The 24,820-nt window shown below is 48.3% G+C and carries 26 protein-coding genes; 13 read left to right on the top strand and 13 right to left on the bottom strand.

Annotated elements, in window-relative coordinates:
* Window positions 1-19: 19 nt before the first annotated feature.
* The 3 genes from argH to V5J35_RS13835 all read left to right on the top strand — a co-directional run bounded on the left by argH (window position 20) and on the right by V5J35_RS13835 (window position 3,573).
* Window positions 20-1,408, top strand: coding sequence for an argininosuccinate lyase (gene argH, locus V5J35_RS13825; protein ID WP_354007701.1), 1,389 nt, complete (start codon window positions 20-22; stop codon window positions 1,406-1,408).
* Between the two features lie 661 nt (window positions 1,409-2,069).
* The gene (locus tag V5J35_RS13830; protein ID WP_354016414.1) at window positions 2,070-2,573 is read left to right on the top strand and encodes a sulfatase-like hydrolase/transferase; all 504 of its coding nucleotides are present in this window, start codon (window positions 2,070-2,072) and stop codon (window positions 2,571-2,573) included.
* Window positions 2,527-3,573, top strand: a complete 1,047-nt coding sequence (locus tag V5J35_RS13835; RefSeq protein ID WP_354016415.1) for a sulfatase family protein — start codon at window positions 2,527-2,529, stop codon at window positions 3,571-3,573. Before V5J35_RS13830 ends, V5J35_RS13835 begins: the two co-directional genes overlap by 47 nt.
* Window positions 3,574-3,592: 19 nt before the next feature.
* Here V5J35_RS13835 and V5J35_RS13840 read toward each other — a convergent pair whose 3' ends face one another.
* The 7 genes from V5J35_RS13840 to V5J35_RS13870 all read right to left on the bottom strand — a co-directional run bounded on the left by V5J35_RS13840 (window position 3,593) and on the right by V5J35_RS13870 (window position 9,991).
* Complete coding sequence (locus V5J35_RS13840) at window positions 3,593-3,985, bottom strand: hypothetical protein (protein ID WP_354007703.1); 393 nt, start codon at window positions 3,983-3,985, stop codon at window positions 3,593-3,595.
* 107 nt (window positions 3,986-4,092) lie between these two features.
* Entirely contained in the window at window positions 4,093-4,572 is a 480-nt protein-coding gene (locus tag V5J35_RS13845) for a hypothetical protein (RefSeq protein ID WP_354007704.1), read from the bottom strand.
* A 117-nt stretch (window positions 4,573-4,689) separates the two neighbouring features.
* Window positions 4,690-6,018 carry a TRAP transporter large permease gene (locus V5J35_RS13850; protein ID WP_354007705.1) on the bottom strand — a complete coding sequence of 443 codons (1,329 nt, stop codon included), beginning with the start codon at window positions 6,016-6,018 and terminating at the stop codon, window positions 4,690-4,692.
* Window positions 6,019-6,031: 13 nt separating this feature from the next.
* Window positions 6,032-6,580, bottom strand: a complete 549-nt coding sequence (locus tag V5J35_RS13855; RefSeq protein ID WP_354007706.1) for a TRAP transporter small permease — start codon at window positions 6,578-6,580, stop codon at window positions 6,032-6,034.
* A gap of 6 nt (window positions 6,581-6,586) precedes the next feature.
* Entirely contained in the window at window positions 6,587-7,627 is a 1,041-nt protein-coding gene (locus V5J35_RS13860; RefSeq protein WP_354007707.1) for a TRAP transporter substrate-binding protein, read from the bottom strand.
* Between the two features lie 90 nt (window positions 7,628-7,717).
* Window positions 7,718-9,178 carry a 5-carboxymethyl-2-hydroxymuconate semialdehyde dehydrogenase gene (hpaE, locus tag V5J35_RS13865; RefSeq protein WP_354007708.1) on the bottom strand — a complete coding sequence of 487 codons (1,461 nt, stop codon included), beginning with the start codon at window positions 9,176-9,178 and terminating at the stop codon, window positions 7,718-7,720.
* 57 nt (window positions 9,179-9,235) lie between these two features.
* Window positions 9,236-9,991 (bottom strand): fumarylacetoacetate hydrolase family protein, encoded by a 756-nt coding sequence (locus V5J35_RS13870; protein ID WP_354007709.1) that lies wholly within the window; start codon window positions 9,989-9,991, stop codon window positions 9,236-9,238.
* A 471-nt stretch (window positions 9,992-10,462) separates the two neighbouring features.
* Here V5J35_RS13870 and hpaH point away from each other — a divergent pair, with 471 nt between their 5' ends.
* The 7 genes from hpaH to V5J35_RS13905 all read left to right on the top strand — a co-directional run bounded on the left by hpaH (window position 10,463) and on the right by V5J35_RS13905 (window position 14,833).
* The gene (gene hpaH, locus V5J35_RS13875; protein WP_354007710.1) at window positions 10,463-11,266 is read left to right on the top strand and encodes a 2-oxo-hept-4-ene-1,7-dioate hydratase; all 804 of its coding nucleotides are present in this window, start codon (window positions 10,463-10,465) and stop codon (window positions 11,264-11,266) included.
* A 19-nt stretch (window positions 11,267-11,285) separates the two neighbouring features.
* On the top strand, window positions 11,286-12,089 hold the full coding sequence (gene hpaI / locus V5J35_RS13880) for a 4-hydroxy-2-oxoheptanedioate aldolase (RefSeq protein WP_354007711.1): 804 nt from the start codon (window positions 11,286-11,288) through the stop codon (window positions 12,087-12,089).
* A gap of 48 nt (window positions 12,090-12,137) precedes the next feature.
* The gene (hpaR, locus tag V5J35_RS13885; RefSeq protein WP_354007712.1) at window positions 12,138-12,563 is read left to right on the top strand and encodes a homoprotocatechuate degradation operon regulator HpaR; all 426 of its coding nucleotides are present in this window, start codon (window positions 12,138-12,140) and stop codon (window positions 12,561-12,563) included.
* A gap of 41 nt (window positions 12,564-12,604) precedes the next feature.
* Window positions 12,605-13,381, top strand: coding sequence for a fumarylacetoacetate hydrolase family protein (locus tag V5J35_RS13890; protein WP_354007713.1), 777 nt, complete (start codon window positions 12,605-12,607; stop codon window positions 13,379-13,381).
* A gap of 34 nt (window positions 13,382-13,415) precedes the next feature.
* The gene (gene hpaD, locus V5J35_RS13895; protein ID WP_354016416.1) at window positions 13,416-14,057 is read left to right on the top strand and encodes a 3,4-dihydroxyphenylacetate 2,3-dioxygenase; all 642 of its coding nucleotides are present in this window, start codon (window positions 13,416-13,418) and stop codon (window positions 14,055-14,057) included.
* Window positions 14,050-14,262: a DODA-type extradiol aromatic ring-opening family dioxygenase gene (locus tag V5J35_RS13900; protein WP_354016417.1), complete on the top strand. Its 213-nt coding sequence runs from the start codon at window positions 14,050-14,052 to the stop codon at window positions 14,260-14,262. The genes hpaD and V5J35_RS13900 overlap by 8 nt, the downstream gene beginning before the upstream one ends.
* Before the next feature lie 82 nt (window positions 14,263-14,344).
* Entirely contained in the window at window positions 14,345-14,833 is a 489-nt protein-coding gene (locus tag V5J35_RS13905; RefSeq protein WP_354007715.1) for a universal stress protein, read from the top strand.
* A 31-nt stretch (window positions 14,834-14,864) separates the two neighbouring features.
* Here V5J35_RS13905 and hpaA read toward each other — a convergent pair whose 3' ends face one another.
* The 3 genes from hpaA to hpaB form a co-directional block, all read right to left on the bottom strand.
* The gene (gene hpaA, locus V5J35_RS13910; RefSeq protein ID WP_354007716.1) at window positions 14,865-15,755 is read right to left on the bottom strand and encodes a 4-hydroxyphenylacetate catabolism regulatory protein HpaA; all 891 of its coding nucleotides are present in this window, start codon (window positions 15,753-15,755) and stop codon (window positions 14,865-14,867) included.
* Window positions 15,756-15,805: 50 nt separating this feature from the next.
* Window positions 15,806-16,876: a TRAP transporter substrate-binding protein gene (locus tag V5J35_RS13915; RefSeq protein WP_354007717.1), complete on the bottom strand. Its 1,071-nt coding sequence runs from the start codon at window positions 16,874-16,876 to the stop codon at window positions 15,806-15,808.
* A 98-nt stretch (window positions 16,877-16,974) separates the two neighbouring features.
* Window positions 16,975-18,549, bottom strand: coding sequence for a 4-hydroxyphenylacetate 3-monooxygenase, oxygenase component (gene hpaB / locus V5J35_RS13920; protein WP_354007718.1), 1,575 nt, complete (start codon window positions 18,547-18,549; stop codon window positions 16,975-16,977).
* Window positions 18,550-18,835: 286 nt separating this feature from the next.
* Here hpaB and V5J35_RS13925 point away from each other — a divergent pair, with 286 nt between their 5' ends.
* The 3 genes from V5J35_RS13925 to V5J35_RS13935 are packed head-to-tail and all read left to right on the top strand — an operon-like array spanning window position 18,836 to window position 22,490.
* Window positions 18,836-20,413 (top strand): acyl-CoA ligase (AMP-forming), exosortase A system-associated, encoded by a 1,578-nt coding sequence (locus tag V5J35_RS13925; RefSeq protein WP_354007719.1) that lies wholly within the window; start codon window positions 18,836-18,838, stop codon window positions 20,411-20,413.
* Complete coding sequence (locus tag V5J35_RS13930) at window positions 20,410-21,636, top strand: pyridoxal-dependent decarboxylase, exosortase A system-associated (protein ID WP_354007720.1); 1,227 nt, start codon at window positions 20,410-20,412, stop codon at window positions 21,634-21,636. Before V5J35_RS13925 ends, V5J35_RS13930 begins: the two co-directional genes overlap by 4 nt.
* Window positions 21,636-22,490: a GNAT family protein gene (locus tag V5J35_RS13935; protein WP_354007721.1), complete on the top strand. Its 855-nt coding sequence runs from the start codon at window positions 21,636-21,638 to the stop codon at window positions 22,488-22,490. Before V5J35_RS13930 ends, V5J35_RS13935 begins: the two co-directional genes overlap by 1 nt.
* A gap of 24 nt (window positions 22,491-22,514) precedes the next feature.
* Here the strand turns inward: V5J35_RS13935 and V5J35_RS13940 are convergent, their stop codons facing one another.
* The 3 genes from V5J35_RS13940 to V5J35_RS13950 all read right to left on the bottom strand — a co-directional run bounded on the left by V5J35_RS13940 (window position 22,515) and on the right by V5J35_RS13950 (window position 24,791).
* Window positions 22,515-22,757, bottom strand: a complete 243-nt coding sequence (locus V5J35_RS13940) for an acyl carrier protein (RefSeq protein WP_354007722.1) — start codon at window positions 22,755-22,757, stop codon at window positions 22,515-22,517.
* A 162-nt stretch (window positions 22,758-22,919) separates the two neighbouring features.
* Window positions 22,920-23,585: a hypothetical protein gene (locus V5J35_RS13945; protein WP_354007723.1), complete on the bottom strand. Its 666-nt coding sequence runs from the start codon at window positions 23,583-23,585 to the stop codon at window positions 22,920-22,922.
* 117 nt (window positions 23,586-23,702) lie between these two features.
* The gene (locus V5J35_RS13950; RefSeq protein WP_354007724.1) at window positions 23,703-24,791 is read right to left on the bottom strand and encodes an IS4 family transposase; all 1,089 of its coding nucleotides are present in this window, start codon (window positions 24,789-24,791) and stop codon (window positions 23,703-23,705) included.
* Between the last annotated feature and the right edge of the window lie 29 nt (window positions 24,792-24,820).

Genomic DNA, 24,820 nt, shown 5'->3' on the forward strand with positions numbered 1-24,820 from the left:
GAAAGAAAAGAGGTTAGACATGTCTGATAACAGTAATCAGCAGTGGGGCGGACGGTTCAGTGAGGGGGTGGATGCGTTTGTAGCACGATTCACGGCATCCATTGATTTTGACCGTCGCCTGTATCAACACGATATTGCTGGTTCCATGGCTCACGCCCGCATGCTGCATAAGGCAGGCATTCTGACCCGTGAAGAACAGGACGCTATCATCAGCGGCCTGAAAGGCATTCTGGCGGACATTAAACAGGGCAGTATCGACTGGTCCGTTGAGCTGGAAGATATTCACATGAATATCGAGGCGCGCCTGACGGATCGTATCGGGGATGCCGGTAAAAAGCTGCACACAGGACGTTCCAGAAACGATCAGGTGGCCACGGATATACGTCTCTGGCTGCGTGATGAGATCGACACTATTGATCAGGAGCTGAACCGTTTTCAGCATGGTTTGCTGGATCTGGCGGAGCGTGAAGCTGAAACCATTATGCCCGGTTTTACTCATCTGCAAACGGCCCAGCCTGTTACCTTTGGTCACCACCTGATGGCCTGGTATGAAATGCTGACACGGGATCGTGAGCGTTTGCAGGATTGTCGTAAGCGTGTGAATGTTTCTCCCCTGGGCGCAGCGGCACTGGCGGGTACCACTTATCCGATTGACCGTGAATTTACTGCACAGCAACTGGGCTTTGACCGTCCGACCCGTAATTCGCTGGATTCTGTCAGTGACCGGGACTTTGCCATTGAGTTCTGTTCTGCAGGAGCCTTGATCATGACGCACCTGTCCAGAATGTCGGAGGAGCTGGTGTTGTGGACTTCCGCCCAGTTCAATTTTATTGACCTGCCAGACCGTTTCTGTACCGGGTCATCCATTATGCCGCAGAAGAAAAATCCGGATGTTCCTGAACTGGTGCGGGGCAAAACAGGCCGGGTTAATGGTCATCTGATCTCGTTGCTGACCCTGATGAAATCCCAGCCCCTGGCTTACAACAAGGATAATCAGGAAGATAAAGAGCCACTGTTTGATACGGTAGACACACTGAAGGATTGTCTGCGGGCATTCGCTGACATGGTTCCACATATTGAGGCGAAAAAAGAGCCGATGGCAGACGCCGCCCGTCGTGGTTTCAGTACTGCGACCGATCTGGCGGATTATCTGGTGAGAAAGGGTATGCCTTTCCGTAATGCCCATGAAGTGGTGGGTAAGTCGGTGGCTTATGGTATTGAGCAGGGCAGAGACCTGTCGGAAATGACCCTTGAGGAATTACAGGTATTTTCCGGCACCATTGAGGCCGATGTGTTTGATGTGCTGACTCTGGAAGGTTCGGTCAGCGCCCGTAATCATATTGGCGGCACTGCGCCGGAGCAGGTACGGCAGGCGGTTCGTCATGCCCGTGAGTTGTTGAAAGTCTGAGGTTGTCTATCCGGCTGGATTCGAAACGGTATTTGCATCCAGCCTTCCTTTCAGGTCAGATTGCAGCTTGCCCTTTTGCCTTTAATCAGCACGAAGGGGGTGTTACTTATGCGCTCACTGCTATTATGTCTTTTTCTTTTTTTACCCACTTACGTATCTGCCTTTGGTTATATTATTCTGAATCCATTCAATAAGCAGGGTTATGCGTATTTAGAACAGGTTGATAGTTATCAGTGGGTTATTATATTGCCAGCTAATATCACACACTTATATTATCTTTCAGAGATCTCATTTTCAGAAAATTCTGTAACTTATACTTTCAACCATGGAACGTATACCTCAACTGTTGTTTATTCTTATAGTGATTGCTTAACAAATACGTCATGCGGCCAAACCTTTGAATATTGCTTGTAAAGCCTATTCATCAACTATCAGTATCCGGGCAACATTCACGACGTATATGTAATAAAGTCCTGGAAAAAGAGTACAAGTCTTGCGATTGCTTGCGTTTACTAAAACAGGGTGTTGGCGAAACAGACTGATGTTGATGTACGTCAGCCAAAGTGCTGAACGATATTTTTCTTTGTCCGGCAGGGCATTAGAGTACGTGACTGAAACGAATTGGTTGAAACGCACGCAATACTCTGACGAAGACACACGAATGCACAAGATAAAGAAGTTAGCCCTCGCTATGACGGTCTCTGCTGCTGCGGTAAGCGCAGTGGCCAAACCTGTTGCACTCCCTGAGCCTGTAACGGGTGAACAGCCCAATGTCGTTATTATTTATACCGACGACATGGGTTGGGGGGATGTGGGCTACCATGGTGTTGAAGACATTCGTACCCCAAACATCGATAAGCTGGCAGCTAACGGTGTGCATTTTCCTCAGGCTTATGTATCGGCTTCGGTATGCGGCCCTTCCCGCTCCGGTATGTTGACGGGGGTTTACCAGCAGCGCATGGGGGTTTACGGCAACTTCAAGGAAAACACCATTCCCCGGGACCAGCCCCTGGTCATGGAAATCATGAAGGACCAGGGTTACACCACGGGTGTGATTGGTAAGTGGCATCTGGGTGATGGAACCGGTAAGCCTAACGACCGGGGCGCAGACTTCTTTTATGGATTCCTTGGTGGAACCACACGACTATTTCCGCTCTCAAACTGAAGACGATGGTCGTGTGATGTTCGCGCCCATTTTCCGTAACGATCAGGTTGAGTCTCCGATTCAGGAACAGGATGGCTACCTGACGGATATGTTTACAGATGAAGCGGTATCCTTCATTAAGCAGGCCACCGATAAAGATGAACCGTTCTTCCTGTACCTGGCCCACCTGGCGGTACACCACCCGTGGCAGGTGCCTGACAGCTATCTGAAAAGACTGGAAGACCTGCCTGTTAAAGAAGGTTCAGCAGGTGATGAACGTCGTGTATTTGCCGGTATGACTCTGGCGCTGGATGATGGCATTGGCGCTGTAATGGATACTTTGAAAGAGCAGGGAGTGTACGACAATACTCTGGTGTTCTTTATGAGCGACAATGGTACCCCTGCTGGTCAGGGCTTTGAGCGCCCACGTCGTAAACAGCGTGGTGAAACCACCATGTCCAGCCCGGGGCCATTTAACGGCTTTAAAGGAACCACTTATGAAGGCGGTGTCCGTGTTCCCTTTGTTATGCACTGGCCTGGTAATGTTCCGGAAGGGCTGAAGTATGAGAACAAGGTGAGTTCACTGGATATTGTGCCAACGATTGCTTCGCTGTTTAAAGGTACCAATACTGGTCAGTTCCCATTCGATGGCACTAACCTGCTGCCCTACCTGAGAGGTGAAGTGGCTGAGGGTGCGAAGCCCCACGAAACACTGTACTGGCGTCGTGATGAAGACTACGCCATTCGTGATGGTGACTGGAAACTGACCCAGAACCGCAACCATGGCCCACAAACCATTCGACTGTTTGATATGGCGAATGACCCGGGTGAGTGGAAAGACCTGGCCGCTGAAAAACCGGAAAAGGCTCAGGAGCTGAAAGACAAGTTTGATGCCTGGGAAGCAACCCTGCCCATTAACCAGTTCAGCCCCAAGCCAACCAACCGTAACTTTGATTACAACAAGGGTAACCGGGTGGATGTTCAGGACAATAACAAGGCGGTTTTGTCCCGGGCTAAATAATAAGGCAGGGAGGCCAGACTCAGTGTCTGGCCATGTGCGCCCTGACCGGGTTGTGTTTCCAGGATAACCCGGAATCAATTTGAGTGATTTCAAACGACAGAGCGCATACGATCTCACCTCTGGCATTAACGGGCTCCAGCCAGTCAAGCAGGAGCCTGTTGATGTCCTCTCCACTTTGCTTGAGCTGCTCTGACGTTCTGCCTGCTCCGATTCTGAAGTTGACATGAACATAAGCGTATCTGGGATCACCGCTGGTGACATGAAAACAGTCACTGGCAAATGCACGACAACGCAGACCTGTTATCGGAAACAGTGAAGACTGTTCAATATAACCCTGGAACTGTTCAAACAGTTTGTCAAAATCTGCGTGAGGTTTAAGATTATCGGAATAGTCGATGATTAAATGTGGCATAGTTTTTAAATCACTCCGTTGGTTGACTTTCCTGCGAATTTTATACAGCTATACTGCGCAAGACGACGCAGCGACTTCAGTTTGAGGTAGACGACAAGGCATACCTTTTAGATTATCTTTTTTGCGACGTAAGACCTCCCGGGATGGCGCTTTAAGAAAATATCATGAGCCATACGAAGGTGTTCATCGTATTCAAAGGGGCTTAATAAATATCGGTTAGATAAATTCAAATACTCAAGTTTCCAGGAATGGAAGCAAGAATAACTGGTTAATAAATCAACAGCCCTGCTGGAAACCGGAGGGAAGAGTATTAAACCTCTTTTTTGACAAAAAAAATCAAGGTTTTCGTAGAAAACAGGTGATGAAAAGACTGTTATAGGCAAATACTCACATAAAATAAAGCTGTACCTTTCGTACATTTCTGTGTGCATAAGGCAACTTTCAGTAATATCACCTAAAATGCCCGGCTTCATTGCGCTATCAATATCCAGCGTGTCACAACCTAAATGGGAACCAGGGTGGTGAAGCCCGGAACCACAACCAATGACCAGCTTATTGCTATTGCATATTTTATTAAAAATCAGCATGACAGAATCCACCGCTTGGCAGGCTATTTATCTGACGGGCATCAGCAAAGACATACTGGCATGATAGTCCAGACGCTTCTACCCGTTTCAGATTAAATGACCAGAAAGCACTAACCCTTACCCATACAACAGCTGTGGCAAGAACAGGGAAATCTGGGCAACCAGCACAATAATCGCAAGACGAATAAGGTCGGCTATCCAGAACGGTGTTACCCCACGGAAAATGACACCGGTATTGATGTCTTTTAATATGGCGCTGAGAACAAACACATTCATGCCGACGGGGGGCGTTACCAGACTGATTTCAGTGACCACCACGACCACTATCCCGAACCACACCAGGTCGAATCCAAGGCTGGCGACCAGTGGAAAAAACACTGGAACCGTCAGAAGCAGCATGGACAGCGACTCAAACACCATGCCCAGCAGCATGTAAATCACCAGAATGGCAAGGATCACCAGCATCGGTTGCAGATCCATATCGATTACAAACTGCAACAGGTCGTCAGGCAGGCCGGCCCGGTTGATGAAGTTCGAAAAGATCAGAGCGCCAATCAGAACACCAAACAGCATGGTCGTTGTGCGGGTAGAGTCGGTGATGACTTCAAACAGGGTTTGTAGCGTCAGGCTTTTACGGAACAGGGCGATCAGAAACGCGCCACCGGCACCGATGCCCGCGGCTTCGGTCGGTGTAAAGATACCACCATAGATACCCCCCATTACCAGTGCGAACAGAGCAACAATGCCACGCACTTCCTGCATGCTGTGCCAGCGCTCTTTCCAACTCAGCTTCTCACCACGCGGACCGGCTTTCGGGTTTCTCCAGACAACGTACTGAACTGCAGCAAGATAGAACAGAACCCCCAGCAGACCTGGGATAAAGCCTGCTGCGAACAGTTCCCGGATACTGGTTTCGGTCAGCAGACCGTACATCACCAGAATAACACTGGGAGGAATCAGGATACCCAAAGTGCCACCGGCAGCGATAGAAGCGGTCGCGAGTCCGTCGGAATAACCAAACTTGCGCATGGGTGGCATGGCAACTTTTGCCATGGTGGCAGAGGTCGCCAGACTGGAACCACAGATGGCCGAAAAACCACCACAGGAGACGATGGTTGACATTGCCAGTCCACCCCGTCGATGTCCCAGGAATGCATAGGCGGCGTTGTATAGCTGCTGCGACATGCCTGAATGGGTGATCAGGTTACCCATCAATACAAACAGGGGAATGACTGACAGATGATAATCCTGTGCGGTGTCAATCACCCGTCGTGAAGCCATGGTCAGAACCGGACGCCAGTTAAAGTCGGCAATATTGCCCGGGCTCAGCCCCTGCATGGCGGCAAAACCGAAGAAACCCACCAGACCCATTGCCAGGGCAATGGGCATCCGGACGACGATGATCAGGATCAGCAGGACGGCAAAACCAATTAATGCTGCTTCCATAAATAAGTCTCCTTTACCGGCCGGGTTCGCTGACCTGGTGATCAGAATGGTGAGGTTTATTCAGCCATAGACGCCAGATTCCCCACAGCAACATACCTGCGGCGGTTGCCCAGCTCATAATGGCGATGTACTGAACGACAATGCCCACAGGAAACGTGAGAAACTCGGTCACTTCATTGCGTCGTATAGAACGGGCTGCCAGCTCCCAGATGCGATTGGCCAGGGCGTAGAACGCGAAGCTGATCAACAGGCCGGAAAGGGTTCCCAGTACTTTAATCAGTAACGGTGGCAGGAAACGATCAAGGATATCAACCACCACATGACCGCCGCGCCAGGTAATCACGGGCATTTGCGCGAACACCAGCAGGGCAATGCCGATTTCAGTCATTTCCGTGGCACCGTTGAGCGGGTTGCTGAAGAAATAGCGACCCACCACGTCGATACAGGTCACCAGCATAAGAATCAACAGTGCCAGTCCCGCCAGAGCTTCAAGCAGCAGAGCAACCCAGCGCAGTGCGCCGGGCTCCTCGTAGTTTATTGTTAGCCATTTACTAAAACTCATACGGGCTTACTCGCTGGTTTCAGAGGTATAACCGGTGGCAAGGGCCAGATATTCGTCGAGAACTTTCTGACCATCGACACCACGGGATGTGGCTTTTTTAACCCAGTCACTGCGGACTTCACTGGTGATACGATCCATGGTCTGATAGATCGGTGTTGCCTGATCCGCTTCGGTGTAGGTCACGCCGGATTCTGAAGCCACCGCAAAGCCATCAATATTCGCCTGCTCCCAGACCTTTCCCGCCATGGCTGAGAACTTCTCGCCGGATACGGACAGAATGGCGTTGCGGTCTCTGGCACTGAGACCATCAAGAAAATCTTCACCGGCAAAGAATGAGAAGCTGCCCCGGAAAACACCACCGGGGACGCTTATCATCTGATTAATCACTTCATTCAGGCGTAGCGATTTTTGTGTCATTGGTGAAATCATGACTCCGTCCACAACGCCCTGTTGCAGAAGCTCGTAGACCTTGGGGGCAGGTGCGCTGACATTGGTCACGCCCAGCTCATGCCCGATTTGAGAGGCAATGCCTCCGGGCGCACGTATTTTCAGACCCTTCAGGTCATCCAGTGTTTCAACCGGCCTTCTCAGTTGCAGGGCTGCGGCACCTTCAGTAAACAGACCCAGCAGGGTTATGCCTTCGTGTTCACCGGCTTTTGCCAGATACTGTTCATTAATGCGCCAGTAAGCGACCGAGGTGCCTTCAGCGGTTGCGTCGGTCATGGGCATTTCCGACAGTTCAGTCAGTACAAAACGACCAGGGACGTAAGCATGCAAAGACCAGCCTGCATCGGCTACGCCGTCTTCTACCAGGTCAAAGTAACTTCTTGGATGACCAAGGTCGTATTCCAGCTTGACCTCAACCCTGCCTTCCGTAGCTTCTTCAACCCATTGCGCCCAGGTTGGCAGGACTTCTGCGTTCATAGGGTGTGTAGGTGCCAGCCAGGTGGCGATCCTGAGTGTGGTGGCTGCGCTGGCAGACAGGGAGAATAAGGCAGAGGCAACCGCTATAGTTGCCAGTGCAAAGACGCGTAATAATGATTTCATGCAGGGCCTCGTTATTCTTGTTGTATAAGGTCACTTTATGAAGGTCACAGATGAGACCTTCATCGGGCTGTCATGGTTAAAACGGGTGGGTCAGGCTCCCCATTTTGGGATGTGATGGGAGCCAAGAGAAATGCAGACATTTTTGGGTTCTGCAAATACCTCGTAGCTGTATGTTCCGCCTTCCCGGCCTGTGCCGGATGCTTTGACACCACCAAAGGGCGTACGCAGATCGCGAACATTCTGGCTGTTGACGAACATCATTCCGGTATCAACGGCTTTGGCAATTCTATGTACACGACTGCTGTCATTAGTCCACAGATAGGAGGCGAGGCCGTAGTCATTATCATTGGCCTGTCTGATCACGTCTTGTTCGTCTTTAAATGGAATCAATACCGCAACAGGGCCAAAGATTTCTTCCCTGGCGATACGCATGTCATTGGTGACATTGGAGAAAACGGTTGGGGCGACAAAATGCCCGTTCTTCAGGCTGTCTGGCAGATAGTCTGGCTTTTCCGGGCCGCCAGCCAGCAGGGTTGCGCCTTCTTCGAGACCGATACGGATGTAACCCGTGACTTTGTCGAAATGCTGTTTTGAGATCAGCGAGCCAACTTTCGTGTTGGTATCCATGGGGTCGCCGCAGCGAATGTTGCGGGCTCTCTTGGCAAACTCGTCACAGAATTTGTTGTAGACCGTTTCCTGAACAAAGATTCTGGAGCCTGCTGTACAACGCTCGCCGTTAATGGAGAAGATACCAAATACAGCGGCATCCATGGCGCGGTCCCAGTCACAGTCGTCAAATATCATGACGGGTGACTTGCCGCCCAGCTCCATGGAAAATTTCTTTAGTCCCGCGTTGGCAATAATGTGTTCACCTGTTGAGGTACCGCCTGTAAAGGAGATCGCATTAACTTCCTTATTGGTAATCAGGGCCTGGCCGGTGGTGGAACCATAACCGTGAACGATGTTGTATACGCCTTTGGGGACACCGGCTTCTTCCATGATTTTACCGAGTAAGTCGGTGGTCAGTGGTGACAGTTCAGACTGCTTCATCACCGCAGTATTACCCAGTGCCAGACAGGGGGCAGATTTCCAGGTACCGGTCATAAATGGCACGTTCCATGGTGAAATCAGGGCGCAGACACCGGTTGGCTGGTACAGGGTATAGTTCAACAGCTGGTCATCCATTGGGTAGGTATGGCCATTCATCTGTTTGGACATTTCAGCGAAAAAATAGAAGTTATTCGATGCTCTGGGAATCAGTGCATTGCGGGTCTGGTAAAGTGGTAGGCCAGTGTCTTTTGTTTCCAGTTCTGACAGGGTTTCGACATTGTCAGCAATTAAATCACCGATACGGTTAATGATTTTTGCCCGTTTCTGTACCGGCATGTTGGCCCATGCCGGAAAAGCCGCCCTGGCTGACTCACACGCAAGAGCGACCTGTTCCGGTGAAGCCTGTGCGACAGTTGCCAGGTGTTCACCTGTCGCCGGATTGACGGTTTCAAAGGTTTCTGAACTCTCTACCCATTGACCATTGATATAGTTTTTAATCATGACATTCGGCCTTGCATTTACGGTTTTATTTTTTTTATGCCGTTTGACTATCCCTGCTCAGGCATAGAATGTTCTGGAGTCCACCAGTGTATTGGTGACGGAGCCAATTCCGCTGATTTCGACAGTCACCTCATCGCCCGCTTCGACATTAACCAGTCCGCCGATGGTTCCCATGGTGATCAGGGAGCCGGGTGCCAGCGTCATAAAATCGCTGATGTAGGCAATGGCGTCCGCAACACTGTGAATGTAATCAGCGGTAGAGCCGGAGCTGACCACTTTGCCATTGACGGTAGTGGTAACAGACAGAGAATCGGGATTTTCAATGTCATCGGCACTGACAATCCAGGGTCCCAGTACACCCGATCCGTCGTAATTCTTTGCTTTCACCGGTGGGCGGTAATAGCCTTTGACAAAATCCTGAGCCGTAAAGTTATTCAGTATGGTGTAACCAGAAACATACTTGAGTGCGTCTTCTTTCCTGACCCGGTGGGCGGCCTTGCCAATTTCGACAACCAGTTCAGACTGAGGCGTATAAAAGCTGACATTGTCTGGACGCTGTACAGAGGATTTATCCCCCGTCAGGCTGTTGGGTAGTTTGAAGTAAAGAATTGGGTTGTCTGGAATATTGACTTGGCATTCATCCCCATGGCGGGCGCTGTTCACAGCCAGACCAAGAATTTGTGCGGATTTTGGTGGCAGCCATTCGACAGAGTTTGCATCAATTACAGAACTATCGTCAGTCAGCCAGAGTTTGCCGTTTTCGCTGGTTACGTTGACGACGGTATTATTGAGCAGAATTCGAGCGCGTTTCATTATTGTTTTACCCCTGGTCAGCCTTAGATTGTTTTTATTGTTGTCGCGTTGTTTGTTGCAGCTTTTTTATAGCAACAAGCAGACAGTGGAGTTTTGCAGAAATAGCTTGAAAATTTACTTGTTAATTAAATTGTTAAGAAATTTATTCTGATCATCGATTAATGTCAATATTTACTTGTGAATGTTTGTTGTTAAAAGATAAATCGAAAAGCAAGAAAGATATAAAATATACTTAATATTCAATAAGATAAGTTAGAGTGTAATGATGAGTTCAACATGAATATTTTGTGACTGTTGTTTGTTACGACAAACAGAACAACATGCAACAAAGCTTGACATAGCTCGAAAAACTCAAAGATAATTAATATAGTAATTAATGTAGCAAGCAGTGTAGATAATAAATAGTCAATAAGCCCGATCAATGTTTAAGCAGACATTGGCAATAATGTTAATAAGAAAAAGGGTTTTTCCATGCTATCACCACAAGTCATAGAACAGTCCGCCCGCAGTTTGCATCAGGCGGAAACCAAACGTGAACAGATTCGACAGCTGTCCCTGCAGCACCCCGGGATTACGATTGATGACGCTTATGCGATCCAGAGATGCTGGGTTGATATCAAGCTGGAAGAAGGTCGTTCGGTCATTGGGCATAAAATTGGGCTGACGTCCAAAGCCATGCAGTATTCGTCACAGATTGATGAACCGGATTACGGTGTTCTGCTGGACGATATGCTGTTTGAGGACGGCGCGGAAATACCCACCGATCGCTTTATTGTGCCGCGTATTGAGGTGGAGCTGGCTTTTATTCTTGGTAACCCATTGAAAGGGCCGAACTGTACAATATTCGACGTTTATAAAGCGACCGATTATATCGTCCCTGCTCTGGAGCTGATTGATGCTCGCAGCCACTCTCTTGATCCTGACAGTGGCCGCCCACGAAAGGTGTTTGACACCATTGCAGATAATGCCGCAAACGGTGGAATTATTATGGGTGGGCGCATCATCAAACCTGAAGAGGTTGATCTGCGCTGGGTGTCTGCACTGCTGTATCGCAATGGTGTGATAGAAGAGTCCGGGGTGGCCGCTGCTGTCCTGAATCATCCAGCGAATGGTGTCGCCTGGCTGGCGAATAAACTAGCGCCTTATGATGTTGAGTTAAAGCCCGGCCAGATTATTCTGGGTGGTTCGTTTACCCGTCCGGTGCCTGCCCGAAAAGGCGACACGTTTACAGTGGACTATGGCGAAATGGGCTCTGTCAGCTGTCGTTTTGTTTGAGCCTTCAGAGGGAAAAATAATGACTAATCCTTTTAAGCAGGCACTGTCTGATGGCTCACCGCAGCTGGGCATGTGGCTGGGGCTGGCGAACAGTTACAGCGCTGAACTGATTGCAGGCAGTGGTTTTGACTGGTTGTTGATTGATGGTGAGCATGCACCCAATGATATTAATACGATTTTATCCCAGCTTCAGGCCGTGGCATCGTATCCATCTGAACCCGTGGTTCGTGCGGTCTGGAAAGACAGCGTATTAATCAAACAACTGCTGGATATAGGCGCCAGAAACCTGCTGATTCCCATGATTGAAACCATTGAGGAAGCCCGTGAAATGGTCGCTGCGACCCGTTACCCGCCCGAAGGGATAAGAGGTGTAGGCAGTGCGCTGGCAAGAGCTTCACAATGGAACCGTAAAACGGATTATCTGCACAATGCCAACAATGAAATCTGTCTGTTACTACAGATTGAAACGCTGAAAGGGCTGGAGAATCTTGACGCTATTGTGGATGTCGAAGGAGTTGATGGTGTGTTTATTGGTCCCGCAGACTTGTCAGCGGCATTAGGGCATCTTGGTAATCCGGGGCATCCGGATGTGCAGGCTGCTATTGAGCAGGCCATTACCAAAATTGTGCAATCCGGCAAAGCGGCGGGCATTCTCAGTGCCGATGAGACTCTGGCCCGAAAATATCTGGAACTGGGAGCAACCTTTGTTGCCGTTGGTGTTGATACAACGCTTTTGGCAAGAACTTCAGAAGCCCTTCTGGAAAAGTACAGAGCCTCAAGCAAGAAAAAAGCAGGTAAGGCATCAGGTCCTTCTGTTTACTGACCGACCTCTTAGGGCTGCGATAAATATAAATAAGAGATTCGATTCAGGATGAGAAAGTTTGATGATTCCGTTGCACTGAAGCTGCTAAAAGCCAGAGATGGTGTTATGAGCTTCTTCCGGCCGTTGTTGCAGGAGCATGGCTTAACTGAACAGCAGTGGAGAATACTGCGAGCGTTGTATGAATTTGACGAGTTGGAACCCAACCAGCTGTCACAGAAATGCTGCATCCTTGCCCCTAGCCTGACGGGGATGATCAGTCGGCTGGAACAGAAAGGCTATGTTGTACGCCGTCGTCCAATGGAAGATCAGCGACGTACATTGATTCGTATGACCAGAAAAGCTAGGGATTTATTCGCTGAACTCAGTCCTGAAGTGGAGAAGCAGTATCGGCGAATGCGCAAACGGTTGAGCCCTCAACTGGTCGATCAGTTAATTGAGCTGTGTTCTGAAGTAGAAGACCGCATGAAGCTGTAAACAAAAACAATAAATAAGCATTTAAAAGGCGTAAAAGAATTATGAAGCATGCTCGTGTTGAAATTAACGCTGTGGTTGAACAGGTCACCTGTGATGATGCTAATCCGGATAGTTATCAGGTGATGACCCGGGATGGCCGAACCTATTCAGAAACTGAAGTTACCTGGTTGCCCCCCAAAAGTGGCGTGATTATTGGTTTAGCGCTGAACTATGCAGATCATGCTGCAGAGCTGGACTTTGATAAACCGGAAAGCCCGATTCTGTTTGTAAAGTCTCCATCCAGCAGCAATGCGCACAACAAAAAAGCCTACCGTCCGGATAATGTTAATTACATGCACTATGAATCTGAACTGGTGGTGGTAATCGGTAAGACCGCCAGCAAGGTAAAGGCTGAAGAAGCTATGGACTATGTGGGTGGCTATACCGTTTGTAATGAACTGACGGTGCGGGATTACCTTGAAGATTTCTCCCGTCCACCCATTAAGGTTAAGAATGTCGACAGCTTTGGCCCACTGGGTCCCTGGGTGGTGGATCGTGATGATATTGATGACCCCCATAATCTGGCGGTCAGAACCTGGGTAAATGGTGAACTGCGGCAGGAAGGCAATACCAGGGATTTGATTTTTAATATCCCCGAACTGATTGAGTACATCAGCAGTTTTATGACCCTGCAACCCGGAGACATGATTGCAACCGGCACACCCAAAGGGTTGTCTGATGTAAAACCGGGCGATGAAATTATTGTCGAAGTGGAAAGCGTTGGGCGGCTCAGAACCTGGCTGGTGTCAGAGGAAGAGTATTACAGTCAGGCGAGCTAAAAAAACAGATAACAATAAAAGCGAGGAGTCAGGCATGGGCGAAATCGTACTTGCTGCCAAAATTACTCATGTGCCTTCCATGATCATTTCTGAACAGCCCGGCCCTCATAATGGCTGCAGGGATGCTGCGATCAATGGGCTGAAAAAGCTGGGGGATATGGCCAGAGAGCTGGATGTAGACACATTTGTTGTTCTTGATACTCACTGGCTGGTCAATGCGGCTTTCCATATCAATGGCAATCGGCGTAATGAAGGGGTGTATACCAGCCATGAGTTTCCGCACTTCATTCAGAATCTTGGCTACGACTATACCGGTAATCCGGAACTCTCCCATGCTATCGCTGAAAAGGCTGTAGCCAGGGGCATTAATGCTATGTCCCATGAAGTGCCGAGCCTGGATCTGGAGTACGGTACGATTGTCCCGATGCGCTATATGAATGAGCCGGGCGATATTAAAGTCGTCTCTGTTGCTGCCTGGTGTACACGACATGAGCTGAAAGACTCCCGTCGTATTGGTGAAGCCATTGCTGAAGCTGTAAAAGAGAGTGACAGTCGTGTGGCTTTGCTGGCCTCAGGTTCTCTGTCTCACCTGATCTGGGAAAACCGGCTGGTAGACAAAGGACTCTTTACCATTTCCAGTGAATTTAACAAGCAGATGGATTTGCGGGGTGCTTGACCTCTGGAAGCAGGGAGACTTTAAAACGTTTCTGAAAATACTGCCTGAATACGCTGAGAAGTGTGATGGTGAAGGAGGAATGCACGACACAGCCATGCTGTTTGGCGCGCTGGGGTGGGATCAGTATGAGGGAAGAATTGAAATGATCACGCCTTACTTTGAAAGCTCGGGTACAGGACAGGTGAATGTTTTGTTCGAAGTGTGAGCCTATAAAAAGTGTAAGCCTGTAAATTTTATATTACGACAGTCTCCTGAAATTGGCTGTCGTATGTTATTCAGGAGTGGCTATGATTCCAGACGTTAATAACATTGTTTACGCCTCTGACCTGCAACCCGGGTCACGTCCGGCTTTCAGAATGGCTGTCAGGCTGGCGCTGAGTAATAATGCCCGATTGCTTTTTATAACGGTGATTGAAGACAGTAACGAATACGCCAAAAGGCGAGTCAGCCTTGCGGTGACCGATAAAATGCTGAAAGAAATGGAAACGGAAAGCATGGACCGGTTGCAATCTAAAATGATAAACAGGCTGGAGCGCTTTATAGAAGAGGAAATGGAACAGGGCATTGAATTTCCTCAGGGCAAACCGGAGCTTCATGTCATTGAAGGGACGCATGCCGGGCAGGCGATCGTTGGGTTTGCTGACCGGGTCGATGCTGACCTGATTGTGATGGGCAAGCGAAGAAAGCATGGAATGGATAAGCTGTTGGTGGGTTCAGTGGCTAACAAGGTGCTTAAGTCCAGCCATATTCCTGTGTTGATGGTGCCGTTGCGGTAATCGTTTCTTTCAGGGGCGGTTATCCGCCCTGCTATAGATTCTTTTCCTGCCTGAACTGATTAGGTGATACCCCGGTCATTCGCTTGAAGAAACGGGAAAAGTACGCAGGATCTTTAAACCCCAGCTCATAGCTGATCTGGTTAATGGTCTGACCAGTAAACAACATCAGCCGTCTGGCTTCTACATACAGGCGGTCATGAATAAGTTGTTTGCAGGACTTGCCGGACAAACGCTGACAGATAGTATTCAGGTGAGTGGTCGAGATTCCCAGCTCAACAGCGTAATCTGTGATTGCCCAGTGCCGGGTATAATGGGATTCAATCAGTATATTAAATCGGGTAAAGGTGCGGCTGTCGGCGGTTCGGGTATTCAGGACCGGTGTATCACTCCCAGTCATTCTCAGAAGATTTATCAATAACAGCTTTGCCCAGGCGGCCTGTGTGTGGTGCTGGTATATTTCTTCGTGTTCAAACTCATACTGAAACAGTCGGCACAACTCCAGAAAATGTTGTGCTGTAGCATTGTTGTGTTTTAGTGAGAAACATTTTGGCTGGTCATATAAAAGACCAGAATCTTTTAATAACTGCCAGACTGTCTCCTGTTTAACTGTCAGAACATAGCCGGGTGCATCGTCGTCCGTCACAAAGGCGTGTGGCGTGGCGGGCGGTGTATAGATGCACATGGGAGCATTCACCCTGTAGTAGCGGTCATCGAGTTGAACTCTTGCTGTACCCTGTAGAATAACATGAACCTGAAAGTATCGGTCATGGTGGTGTACAGGCATATTACGCCCAAAGAATAACGCCATTTTTTCGTGGCGTTCATAGTGAATATCAGCGTTTTCATACCGCTGGTCATAGGCCTGACCAATGTTGATATTGGGAATGGACTGTATGTTGTTGTCGATTTTCAGATCTGGCACTGACTGTTTCTCTCAGAGGCTCTGCCAGAGGACAGAGCCTTACGTCATTATTATCCCTGGGGCGTATAATTTTCAGCGTATTTGCGATAAGCCTGAAGCGCGGCGTTACCATCCACTCCCCGTTTTTTAGCATTGTCGAGCCATTTATTTTCAACCAGGGGAAGAATTCGGATCAACTCTTTTGACATGTCATCGTCTTCCGTCAGGTTAATAATTTCAACACCATTGGCTAAGGCAACATTGATTCCGTCAGCGTCGGCTTCCTGCCAGACCTGACCAATACGGGCTGAGAGTTTTTCCCCGGACAGGGCCCGAATAGCTTGCTGGTCCCTGGCAGACAGGCCTGCCATAAAATCTTCACCGATAAAGAAAGAGAAGCTTGCCCGGTACAGACCTCCGGGGAAACAGATAACCTGTTTAGTGACTTCACTCAGGCGCAGGGCCTTCAGGTCCTGCAGTGAGATAATGGTACCATCAACCACGCCCTGCTGTTGCAGCTCGTAGATTTTGCTGGCTGGAGCACTGATGCCGGTAACACCGATCAGTTCGCCCAGTCGTGAGGCAATACCTCCGGTGACACGGATTTTCCGACCTTTGATGTCGTTAAAGTTGTTGGCTGGACGGGTCAGGTACAGGCAGTTGCCGCCATTGGTAAACAACGCCAGCAGTTCAATGCCGTCGTGTTCGTTCTGTCTGGCAAAGAACTCTTCATTGACCTTCCAGAAAGCGGCTGAAGAGGCTCGGGCATCGGCTTTGACATAAGGCATCTCTGCGACTTCAGTCATCACAAAACGACCAGGTATGTAACCGTGAACCGACCAGCTGGCATCGGCAACGCCATCTTCCACAAGGTCAAAGTAACTCTTCGGATGACCAAGGTCGTATTCCAGCTTGACCTTTACACGACCTTCTGTCGTCTGTTCAATCTGGTCTGCCCATTCAGGGAACACCGTTGCGTTCATGGGGTGTGACGCTGGAAGCCAGGTGGCCAGTATCATTTCTTTCGATGCCTGGCTGACGCTGGCAACAGCGGTTAAAGCCAGGGCGGACAATAATTTCAGGCCTTGTTTTGCAATGGAGAGTTTTACAATGGGGAGCTTTACCTTGAAAAGTTTAATCATGCAGAGTTCCTGATCTTATTCTTGTTGTGGAACAGTATGGTTTAGTTGTTCGAATACTTAAACAGAAAAAGGCTGTCAACAGACAGCCTTTATGGGTATTACATGAAGCCTTTTTTCAAGTCTTCGCCGTTGTTGTAGGCAGGGTCATTCCAGCCTTCAATGTCGTAGTCGCTCATGCATTTTTCAACCAGTGCGCTCATTTCCGCCATAGCTCCAGTGTTGCGCGCCCAGCGCAGGCATTGCATACGGACTTCTTCAGCGCTACCGGCATAGTTGATTTCATACAACTCATGACGTCCACCAAATTCGGTACCTACAGCGTCCCACAGCAGCTTCATGATTTTGATGCGATCAACATGATCTATGCCCCGGGAACCGCGACAATATTGCGCAAGGTATTTATCCAGTTCCGGATTCTTTAAGTCCTTCGCACCACTGGGCATATAGATCAGGCCGCTGGCGGCAGTCTGCTGAATGATATTCATGATCTTCGGATAAGCCGTTGGCGCGAATACCCGGTAGGACTGCAAAGCGGCTACGTTGGGCAGGTAAGCGTCTTCTTGCCAGGGTTCCGCTTCGGCGTACATTGAGTCCGTTAATGACCAGAACATGTTTCGCCATGCCACAACTTCGCCAAGGTCAGCAGAGACACCACGGAAATCAACGACACCGGTACACTCCAGCGCCTTTTCCAGAAGACCGGCAAGGAAGTCCAGCTTGACGCACAACCTGACGCAACCCTGCATGGGGAATAGACGACCAAAGCCTGCGACCGGGAACCAGGAGCGTAGTTTGTCGAAATCCCGGTAAACCAGCACGTTTTCCCAGGGAACAAAGACGTTATCAAAAATCAGGATGGCGTCGTTTTCATCAAACCGGCTGGAGAGTGGGTAATCAAAGGGTTCACCCACCCGGCTTGAGTTCATTTCATAAGAACCACGGGAAATCAGTTTAACGCCTTTGGTGTTCATTGGAGTCAGGAACATCAGGGCAAAATCGGTGTCATTACCAATCACCTGGGCAGAACCCTGAGCAATAAAGTTGTAGTGGGTGAGTGCAGAATTGGTGGCAACCACTTTGGCACCGCTGACATAAATGCCTTCATCGGTCTCACGTTCAACGTGTACATAAACGTCACGCACCTGGTCAGCTGATTTGTCCCGGTCAATGGGTGGGTTAACAATCGCATGGTTCAGATAGAGGCAGGATTCCTGAATACGTTTGTACCAGCGCCGGGCGTTGTCTTCAAACTTGCCGTAAAATTCTGGAAATGCCCCCAGTGAGCTACCGAACGCGGCTTTGTAATCGGGGGTGCGACCCATCCAGCCGTAGGATATTCTGGCCCATTCTGCGATAGCGTCCCGTTGTTCCCTGAGCTCATCTTTGCTGCGGGCATAGCGGAAGAATTTGTGAGTGTAACCGCCATTGCCTGTATCGGTTTCACAGCAGAGTTTCTCTTTGGTTTCGGGGTCATGGAGGGCATCGTAGAGTTTGGCGACAGTGGCGGCAGAGTTGCGGAATGCCGGGTGTGTGGTAACGTCTTCAATCCGTTGTCCGTCGATATATATTTCCCGACCGTCTCTGAGAGAGGCAAGATATTCTTCTCCGGTAAGAGGGCGGTTGGATTCAGCACGATAGTCTTCGGGGCGATAGTCCTGAGGGCGTATACTCATTATTTCCTACCTTGGTTATTGTTGTTCTGGATCAGGCGGTATGAGTAGATTATTTCCGTTGTGGAAAGTACATGGAATGGCTTTTTGGAGGGGTGTCTTGTACTTTTGGCAAGTAGCTTTAGGTTTTGAGTAATTCTACTTATCAGAGAATAGTTTTTTATAGATGGCTAAATATTGGACTATAGTACCTTAAAATTGAATAGACTGTAGATTAGGAACACGCACTGATTACAAGTGCTCTGTTTGTTACAATACTCCGTTATTTCTCCTTTAGTTGGATCGATGTATGAGTCAGCTTCTCCACCAGTTGCTTCTGGATCAGGCAGAGAAAACACCTGATGCCCGGGCGTTAGGTGTCAAAACACAATGGTATGATTATGCATCTGTTGCCAATCATGTGAAACGTGTTGCCACTGGTTTGCAGCAGCTTGGGCTGGCTCGTCATGAGAGGGTTGCCATTTATCTGCCTAAAACGCCAGAAGCCGTATTCAGTTTTTTTGGTGCAACCGCTGCGGGCGGTGTCATGGTTCCGGTGAATCCGGTGCTGAAGGCTCCACAGGTCGTACATATTTTAAAAGACTGCAATGTTCGTATTCTGGTGACAAATAAAGCCAGATATAAACAGCTTCAGCCGTTGCTCAATGAATGTCATGATCTGGTTCAGGTCATTGTAGTCGATCCTGTTGATGTCGATGGTTCGACACTGGCCTGGAATGATTTTCTGGGAAGGGCTGAACAATGGTTGCCTCCATCCAGTATTGACGCTGACATGGCTGCCATCCTCTACACTTCGGGCAGCACTGGTAAACCCAAAGGTGTCGTATTATCCCATCGTAATATGGTGACAGGTGCTCACAGTGTGGCAGAGTACCTGCATAATACGGCTGACGACCGTTTGCTGTGTGTGCTGCCATTCAGCTTTGATTACGGCTTCAGTCAGCTGACCACGGCTTTTTCTGTGGGGGCGGGTTGTTATCTGCTCGAATACCTGCTGCCAAGGGATATTGTAAAAGCGGTTGAAAAGCAGGGCATTACCGGTTTGGCGCTGGTTCCGCCACTGTGGGTTCAGCTGGCTGACCTGGAGTGGCAGGAAGCGGGTCATGGTTTGCGCTACTTTACTAATTCCGGTGGCGCTATGCCGACCGCAACCTTGTCTGCTCTAAGAGAAAGATTACCCAATGCCTCTCCGTATTTGATGTATGGCCTGACCGAAGCATTCCGTTCGAGTTACCTTGATCCATCTGAAGTAGACCATCGTCCGACGTCTATGGGCAAAGCGATTCCGAATGCCGAATTGTTGGTGGTTAATGAAGCGGGGGAGGAGTGCCAGCCCAATGAGCCCGGCGAACTGGTTCATCGGGGTGGTCTGGTGTCAATGGGGTACTGGAATGATACAGAGCGTACTGCTGAACGCTTCAAACCTGCACCCATGGCTTTTAAGGAAATTCCGACGCAGGAACTGGCAGTCTGGTCGGGTGATGTTGTGAAGCGGGACGACGATGGTTTTCTGTATTTTATTGGGCGTCGTGACGATATGATCAAAACGTCTGGTTATCGTGTCAGCCCCAGCGAGCTAGAAGAGGTGGTTTACGCTTCTGGTCTGATTTCAGAAGTGGCTGCCATTGGCCTTGCCCATGCGCGTCTGGGACAGGCGGTTGTTCTGGTGGTCGTGTGCGGTGACGAACAGGTGTTCGATGAAAAAGCCATTACCAAATATTGTCAGCAGCATTTACCCGCCTATATGGTGCCTGCAAAGGTGATCGAAAAGCAGAGCCTTGCCCGCAACCCGAATGGCAAAATTGACCGTAAAGTATTGACTGAAGAGTACAAAAGCCTGTTCAGTGCAACAGGAGTGAAGCAATGAGTAAAAAACATGACCGGCTTGAGCGAATCAATGTTAATAACAATGAACTGCTGATAGCTGACAGGAAAGCTTCAGAGCTGGTTGACATTGTTGGGGGGACACCGGTTTATGTTTACAGCCGGACAGAACTAAGTGACAGGGTTAAAGCATTGCGTGCCGCCATGCCGGAAGCTCTGAAGCTGCATTATGCGATTAAGGCAAATCCTATGCCAGCGGTTGTGCAACACATGTCTTCCATGCTGGATGGTCTGGACGTTGCCTCACACAAAGAGATGCTGGTGGCTCTGAGTACTGGTATAGCACCGGAAACGATAAGCTTTGCAGGCCCTGCCAAGCAACCTGGCGAGCTGTGGGCTGCGGTTGTGGCAGGAATTGTTGTGAATGTTGAATCAGTTCTAGAGCTGGAAAGGCTTTATGTCATCAGTGAAGATCTGGGCATCCGGCCCAAAGTGGCATTCCGTGTGAACCCGGATTTTGAACTGAAATCTTCTGGCATGAAAATGGCCGGAGGACCTAAGCAGTTTGGTATTGATGCGGAATTAATGCCGGATATTCTGTCAGGTCTGGATACGGCAAAAATTGATTTTAAGGGTTTTCATATTTTCTCAGGTTCACAGAACCTGAAAGCTGATGCACTGATAGAAGCCCATGACAAGACATTTGAGCTGGCTGCCAGGCTAACAGCTATTGCACCCGCTAAAGTGGAGCACGTCAATATCGGTGGTGGTCTTGGTATCCCCTATTTCCCGGGTGAAAAGGCGCTGGATGTGACACCTGTCGCTGAAAACCTTCAACGTTTGCTGGATTCCCGTAGTGGTGATTTTCGTGACACTGAAATTGTCATGGAGCTGGGACGTTACTTCGTCGGAGAAGCCGGTTATTACATCTGCAAGGTGACTGACAAGAAAGTGTCGAGAGGTCAGGCCTACCTGATGACAGATGGTGGTTTACATCACCATCTGTCTAATTCGGGTAATTTTGGTCAGGTCATTCGGAAGAACTATCCTGTCTTGATCGCTAACCGTGTCGATGGTGATAAAACAGAAAAAGTCGAAATAGTTGGCCCTTTGTGTACGCCACTGGATATTGTCGGCGCTAAACTTGAACTTCCTGAAGCGGAACTTGGCGATCTGGTGGTTGTATTCCAGTCTGGTGCTTACGGCGCAACAGCCAGTCCGCAGGACTTTTTGAGTCATCCACATGTCCGGGAGTTACTGATCTGATGTCTGCACCTGCATTGCCTAAAGCAAAGGTCAGGGCTGCAACGGCTGAAGACTTTGATGCAGTTTATCCATTATTACAGGAACTGAACAGCACGCGCTTTACCCGTGAAATCTGGCAGAGACTGTTTACCAACCTCTGGCATCAGGAAGACTGGAGTCCGGGCTATGTGCTGGATAATGGTGAGAAAGTGGTCGGTTTTCTGGGTGGGCTGAACTCGACGACTGTACTGGATGGGGAAACCCACATCGTTTGCAATCTGACGGCGTGGATTGTTAAGGATGAATACCGTAACAACTCTATCATGCTGCTTATGCCGTTTCTTAAGCGCAAGAATACCAGCCTGACCAGCCTGACCTCTTCTCCTGAAGCTTATAAGGTGTATAAAAAGCTGGGGTTTAAGGATGTAGAAACAGATTGCCGGATTATTTATCCACTGCCGTCTTTTAGCAGACAGTACAAAGTGCTTTCAGCAAAAGATGAAGTGCAGGAAATATTAAGAGAGAAGGAAAAGAAGGTATTTATTGATCATGAAGGGCTGGATGTAAAGCAGATAGTGATCAGTGATGGACAAGAGCATTGCTATCTTTTAATGACCCGTCGTTTGGGGCGTGGGCATATTCAGATGATTAGCAATGTTAGCTTGTTCAGGAAGGCAGTTGGGGCAACGTGTGGATCAATCTGTAAGAGTATTGATGTTAAGTCGTTGCAGGTCGATGAGCGTTTTTTGGCGGGGCAAAAAATACTGCTGTCTCGTAGAAAGGTGTTTCCACAGCCTAAGCAGGTTCGGGGTAAGCTGCCTGCTTCTGAGGTAAATGCTGCTTATTCTGAGCTTTCAGTACTGGCTACACCCTGAGGTGTAGCCAGTCTGGTATGTTGATCAGGAATGGGCCTGATTCACATACTCCAGCAGACTGCCAACGGTTTCGAAAATAGTCGCGTCGATATCATCGTCTGCAACGTCAATTCCGAAAGACTCTTCCAGAGCAGTGATAACGCCGACAACTGCCATGGAATCGAATTCAGGGAGTGCGCCGAGAAGTTCTGTGTCTTCGTTAAATTCACTGGCATCCAGTTCGAGAACAGTTTCCAGTAGGGATTTAATTTCATCAATTTTGGGCATTTATATTACCTGATGCCGTTCAAAGTCAGCTTTGATTACTTGTTAAATATTATTTAAAGAGATGGCTGTGTGCAGTTAGCCGAAAATGTCTTTATCAAAAAAAGGCTAGCGTACTTTAATAGGTTTGAAAATTTGGTTCAAGTGTTGATTTGTATGAGAAAATTATTTGCCATATTTTAGAGTGTCATAAAAAATTTCCCATTCTGATTTTGTTAGTTTTCCAGTATCGAGAAGATCTTTTTTGAGGACTTTAACCTTAACTCTTAGTTTATCTTCAATTTTATGGTAGGATCTTATGTATTTCAATGCAGTATCGATCCAGCAAATCTCCCCTAACTCAGTTGACATGACATTTTGGAAGTGAAGATCTCTATATATAGCTCCATTTTCAGCCATCAGATTGATATCATTTGCTATATCGATAAGAATTTTTTCAATAACTTTGTTTTCTCGAAATAGTTTTGTATGGTGTTCAATAGGTAAGTAAGATTCAAGCTTTTCTGTTATGAGAAGCTCGTTAACATCGCGACTTAGTGGCGCAACTCCCCAGAATTGAATATTATGTACTCTTATTCCTAACTTACTAAGAAAGATATTACCTTTAATCTCGTCATACGATTTTGATCGATAAGTTAGCAATCTGAAGTTGTCTCGAATGAAATTACTTACTTTAACTGTTTTGTAAACACTGCGTTCGTGCATGTAAACTCTTGAATACATGCTCTCATAAATTTTGTTGTCTGAGTGTATGTTTTCTTTACCAGTATAGGGCTTGATTTTTTTACTGTAGAATTTTTTATTTCGAAATGTTACTGAGTCAATTGGCATGATGAAGGATTCTCTATAAATCCAGCTAACATATTAGCAATTTTTTGGGCTGGTGGCTGAAATAGTTACTTTATAAAAGTAGCACTCAGTTTTTAAAAGGTGGAAATGGAAGTAAGTTTATTTGGATAAAGAATGCTGACTGCGGGACAAAAAGTTCAAAGCCTGTTTAAATCCACGTTTCAATTTATCAGGATTCAGAAGTAGTTCCTGTAGATACTCCAAGCCTTGATGGAAAATGCTTTCTGCTGGCCATGATGCACCAAAGCGCGTTTTCGCAATTCTTGATGGAGAAATTGCTTGCCTCTTCAACCCTTCGGTGTAGCTCCAGCAGAATGCCAAAGCCAGCAAAGCCGTCAGCTTGTCCGTCCTCTCTGGTGCGGTCAGCCTGCAAGCTTCCATGTCAAACCCTCTGGTTTTAAGGCAACTGAACAGAGACTCGATTTCCCAGCGGCAATGGTAGTCGGGAATAATCGTATCAGGCTTATCCTGGCTGACAACAAAGCAGTAGCCTTTATGGGACAAACTCCCTGCAACATAAAGCTTCAAGCCCCAGATTTTGCAAGGCTTCGAGATTGCATCCCAAGTGCCAGTCTTCAATGAACGAAACTGCAACCGCACGGAGATGGCAGAGCTTCCGGGCTTAGCTACTTGTGTATTCTTCTTGATACGTATCCTGAACAGTATTCCTTGTTCCATGAGCCAGCTTAGCCAGCTGTGTCCATGAAACTCCCGGTCTGCGGTCAGGCAGGCAACTGGCTGATCCGGAAAAGTTGCCAAAAAGCGTTTCATGAGGGCAATTCTCTGATTCGACTCGGAGCAACCAGCTTTATCAAGGTTGCTCCAGAACAAAGGAATGGCAACACCCTGACAACAAACAGCCAGAACCAGATGGTTAATGTCCTGACTTCCGAGTTTCCAGTTGGTTCTGTCGAGACAGAGAGTCCACTTAGGCTCAAGAGGCACTAACGTGACAATCAAGCGAGCAATAGCGGAGTAGTCCAGTGAGTAGCTTCTGAAAAAACGTTGAATCCGTTTGTAGCTTGAGTCGGGGGAGGCCTCTCTGACAAAGGCGACACGGAGTCTGTATAGAGAGCTGGTTCTGAGTTTGATCAGACCAAGGATAAATTGAGCAATAAATTCACAACGAGCCTTGTTCCAATCGAGATGAACACTAAGCTTGTTCTGGAGTGCTGTGACAGGGTTCATTGGCATCAAAGAAAGTTTGTGTGAGAACT

This window comes from Endozoicomonas sp. NE40 (genome assembly GCF_040549045.1).
Taxonomy (GTDB): Bacteria; Pseudomonadota; Gammaproteobacteria; order Pseudomonadales; family Endozoicomonadaceae; genus Endozoicomonas_A; species Endozoicomonas_A lisbonensis.